The sequence below is a fragment of the Promicromonospora kroppenstedtii DSM 19349 genome (genome assembly GCF_000515355.1).
Taxonomy (GTDB): Bacteria; Actinomycetota; Actinomycetes; order Actinomycetales; family Cellulomonadaceae; genus Promicromonospora; species Promicromonospora kroppenstedtii.
Genome location: NZ_KI911565.1, coordinates 1 through 3,476, shown reverse-complemented (window position 1 = coordinate 3,476; position 3,476 = coordinate 1). Strand labels below are relative to the sequence as shown.

At 71.9% G+C, this 3,476-nt stretch carries 3 protein-coding genes; 1 reads left to right on the top strand and 2 read right to left on the bottom strand.

Annotated features, from left to right (window positions below; genetic code table 11):
* Both PROKR_RS00060 and PROKR_RS00055 read right to left on the bottom strand, forming a co-directional pair.
* Positions 1–719: RNA polymerase sigma factor (locus tag PROKR_RS00060; RefSeq protein ID WP_036958674.1), on the bottom strand; the 719-nt coding region annotated here is incomplete at its 3' end.
* 196 nt (positions 720–915) lie between these two features.
* Positions 916–1,137, bottom strand: coding sequence for a hypothetical protein (locus PROKR_RS00055; RefSeq protein ID WP_036958673.1), 222 nt, complete (start codon positions 1,135–1,137; stop codon positions 916–918).
* Positions 1,138–1,732: 595 nt separating this feature from the next.
* Here PROKR_RS00055 and PROKR_RS00050 point away from each other — a divergent pair.
* Positions 1,733–3,476 (top strand): leucine--tRNA ligase (locus PROKR_RS00050; RefSeq protein ID WP_036958671.1); only part of this gene is annotated, 1,744 nt, incomplete at its 3' end.

Below are 3,476 nucleotides of genomic sequence, written 5' to 3'. Positions count from 1 at the left end.
GCGGCGCTGGTGAGCAGTCCGCCGGCGATGAGGTGTTGGCCGAGGTCGCGGAGCATCCAGGAGACCTCGCGTACGTCGATGAACGCGCGGGTGCATTCGCCGCAGCCGTCCATGTGGACCTCCAGGCGTCGCTGCCGGCGGGGCAGGAGGCGGCCTTTGAGGTAGTCGTGCATGGCGGCGCGCGTCGTGCGGCACTCCGGCTCGTTGACGTCCTGGGCGTGGGCGGCGGCGAACGCGCCGGCGAGGCGTTCCTCGGCCCGGCGCAGCCGCATGGTCACGGCGTGGGGGCGCACGCCGAGGTGCCCTGCGATGTCGGTCACGGCCATGTCGTGCACGTGCCGGTCCAGGAGGATCTTGCGGTCGTCGTCGGCGAGGTCGGACAGGGCGGTGCGGAGCATGGAGACGTCGGCCTGTCGTTCGGCGTCGAGCTCTGCTCCGGCCACGGGTGGGGTGAGGCCGTCGAGGGTGTCGTCCTCGACGGCGTGGGTGCGGCCGGCCTCGCGGGTCATGGAGATGGCTTCGTTGACCGCGGCGCGTCGCCAGTAGGGGGCGGGGTCGTCGATGGTGCCGCCGGTGGACACGATGCGGACCATTTTTTCCAGGGCGCGGCTGGTGGCTTCCTCGGCGTCGATGCCGGGCACGCGTGCCGCGACGGAGCGTACGACGTTGGGGCGGTGCACCACCCAGTCGTCGATACGCAGGTCACCTGTGGTCGTCACGCGAACCCGTTCCCCTCTGCGCATAGTGTCCGGTTTCGACTCGCTCGGCAATGATCGCACCACAGATCCACGTTTGTGCAACTTTCCGGGGTGATCGGTTTTCGTGGCGGCGCCGCTGGGGTGCGCGGCCGGCACGGGCTCGGAGGGGGGCCCGAGCGGCGGCTCGGGCTCGGATCTGGTCAAGTCCATCGGGAGTTCACCTCCGGGTGGTCGTGAACGTGGTCGACACGACGTCGAGACCCTGCGGTCCGGACGTCGCGTGGATGATCGCGAGGGCGACCTCACAGGTCGCGGCGATCAGGTCGCTGGCTCCCCACGCGTCGGCGAGGCGGTAGAGGTTGACCGCGTCGCCCTCCGCGTAGGCGCGCAGGTATTGGGCGCCCAGGCGAACAAGTTCGGGGTGCTCGGTGTGTTCCATACAGCCCAGACGCGCGAGCCGGCCGGATGTCACAGCACTTCTGGAAATTTCTTCGGATTGTTCCGTGGCGTCCGTTTCCGGCGCGGAGGGAGGTCCGAAATGGGTGCCCAGGGCACCGTTCGACGCGCGCGATCAAATTTCATCCGGTAGGCCTGTGATCCAGGCCACATGTGAATGCATCGAAAAGTGCTGTGACATCCGGGACGTGCCCGCGTCCTCTCTGTGACGCGGACGAAGTTCGGACCTCGCTGGGGGCGGGCCGAGCTCCGGCGCGTCGGGCGGGAACCGTGGTTCGGAGTGCGCTGGGGGCACGCCGAGCCACGGCCTCCCGTTCTCCGGCGCGAGCGCCGGCTCGGACCTCGCTGGCGGCGGACCGATCCGGCGCTCGTGTCCCAGGACGCGGCGTTCCCGCCGTCCGCTTCCCTTTACCGGCCAGGCAGGCCCACGTACCGTGGGGCCATGCGCACGACACGCTCGCTGCTTACCTAGCCGCACCGGTTCCGCCCTCGAGCGGGCACACCCGGTGCGGCCGCCCCTCCTTGCGAGGGGCTTTTTCGTGCCCGGAACCCGATCGACGCACCGGAGAGCGAGAGCGATGAGCGAGCAGCGCACCACCCCTGGACCCACCCGCGGCGGCCCGGCCGAGGCCGCGGGGTTCGCGGCGTCCGACGACGGCGTCCGGCCCCGCCGGTACCTGCTGACGATGTTCCCGTACCCCTCGGGGGACCTGCACATGGGTCACGCCGAGGTGTTCGCGATCACCGACGTCGTGGCGCGGTACTGGCGCGCCAAGGGCTTCGACGTGCTCAACCCGGTGGGCTGGGACTCGTTCGGGCTGCCGGCCGAGAACGCGGCCATCCGCCGCGGCGAGCACCCGGCGGTGTTCACGGAGGCGAACATCGCGACGCAGGCGGCGTCGATCCGGCGCTACGGCGTCTCGTTCGACTGGACGCGGCGCCTGCACACCCACGAGCCCGGGTACTACCGCTGGACGCAGTGGCTGTTCGCCCGCCTGCACGAGCGTGGCCTGGCCTACCGGGCGGCGGCGGAGGTGAACTGGTGCCCCGAGGACCGCACCGTCCTGGCCAACGAGCAGGTGGTCGACGGCGCGTGCGAACGCTGCGGCACCACCGTCGTGGCGCGCGACCTGACGCAGTGGTTCTTCCGCACGACGGCCTACGCGGACCGGCTGCTGGACGACATGTCCCTGCTGGAACCCGGCTGGCCCGTGCACGTGCTGACCATGCAGCGCAACTGGATCGGCCGGTCCGAGGGGCCGAACGGCCGCACGTACCGCCTGCACGACTGGCTGGTCTCCCGGCAGCGGTACTGGGGCGCCCCGATCCCGGTGGTCCACTGCCCGGCCTGCGGGGAGGTGCTGGTGCCCGATGACCAGCTGCCCGTCGAGCTGCCGTACCTGGCGGGCGACCAGCTGGCGCCCGGCGACGTCTCGCCCCTGGCCGCGGCCCGCGACTGGGTGGAGACCACCTGCCCGCGGTGCGGCGGACCCGCCGAGCGCGACACGGACACCATGGACACGTTCGTGGACTCGTCCTGGTACTTCCTGCGCTACCTGTCGCCCGGGTACGACGGCGGGCCGTTCCGCCCCGAGGACGCCGCCCGGTGGATGCCGGCCGCGCTCTACGTGGGTGGCGTCGAGCACGCGACCATGCACCTGCTGTACGCGCGGTTCGTCACCAAGGTCCTGTTCGACATGGGCCTGGTGCCGTCGCCCGAGCCGTACGCCCGCCTGATGAACCAGGGTCAGGTGGTCAACCACGGCCGCGCGATGAGCAAGTCGCTGGGCAACGGCGTGGACCTGGCCGCCGAGCTGGACCGGCACGGGGTGGACGCCGTCCGGCTGGCGATGCTGTTCGCGGGGCCGCCGGAGGACGACGTCGACTGGGCGGACGTGTCGCCGGACGCCATGCGGAAGTTCCTGGCGCGTGTGCTGCGGCTGGGGTCTCGACAAGCTCGACCGACGGGCGGGCACGCCCTGCGCCGGGCGGTGCACCGGACCGTGCACGACGTCGACGGGCTGGTCGAGGCCGGCCGCTTCAACGTCGCGATCGCCCGGCTGATGGAGCTGGTGGGCGAGGTGCGGCGGGCGGCGTCGGACACCGACGACGAGACGTACCGCGAGGCCGTCGCCGCCGTCGCGGTGCTGCTGGGCCTGTTCGCCCCGTTCACCGCCCAGGAGCTGTGGGAACGGCTGGGCCGCACGACGGCGGTCGCGGCGCAGCCGTGGCCCGACGTGGACCCGGCCTACCTGGTGACAGCCGAGGTCGAGGCCGTGGTCCAGGTGGACGGCCGGGTGCGGGACCGCCTGCCGGTCCCCG

Bases quoted from the DNA above. Each gene is read 5' to 3' on its own strand.
- PROKR_RS00055 (WP_036958673.1), bottom strand. From the start codon at position 1,137: ATGGAACACACCGAGCACCCCGAACTTGTTCGCCTGGGCGCCCAATAC.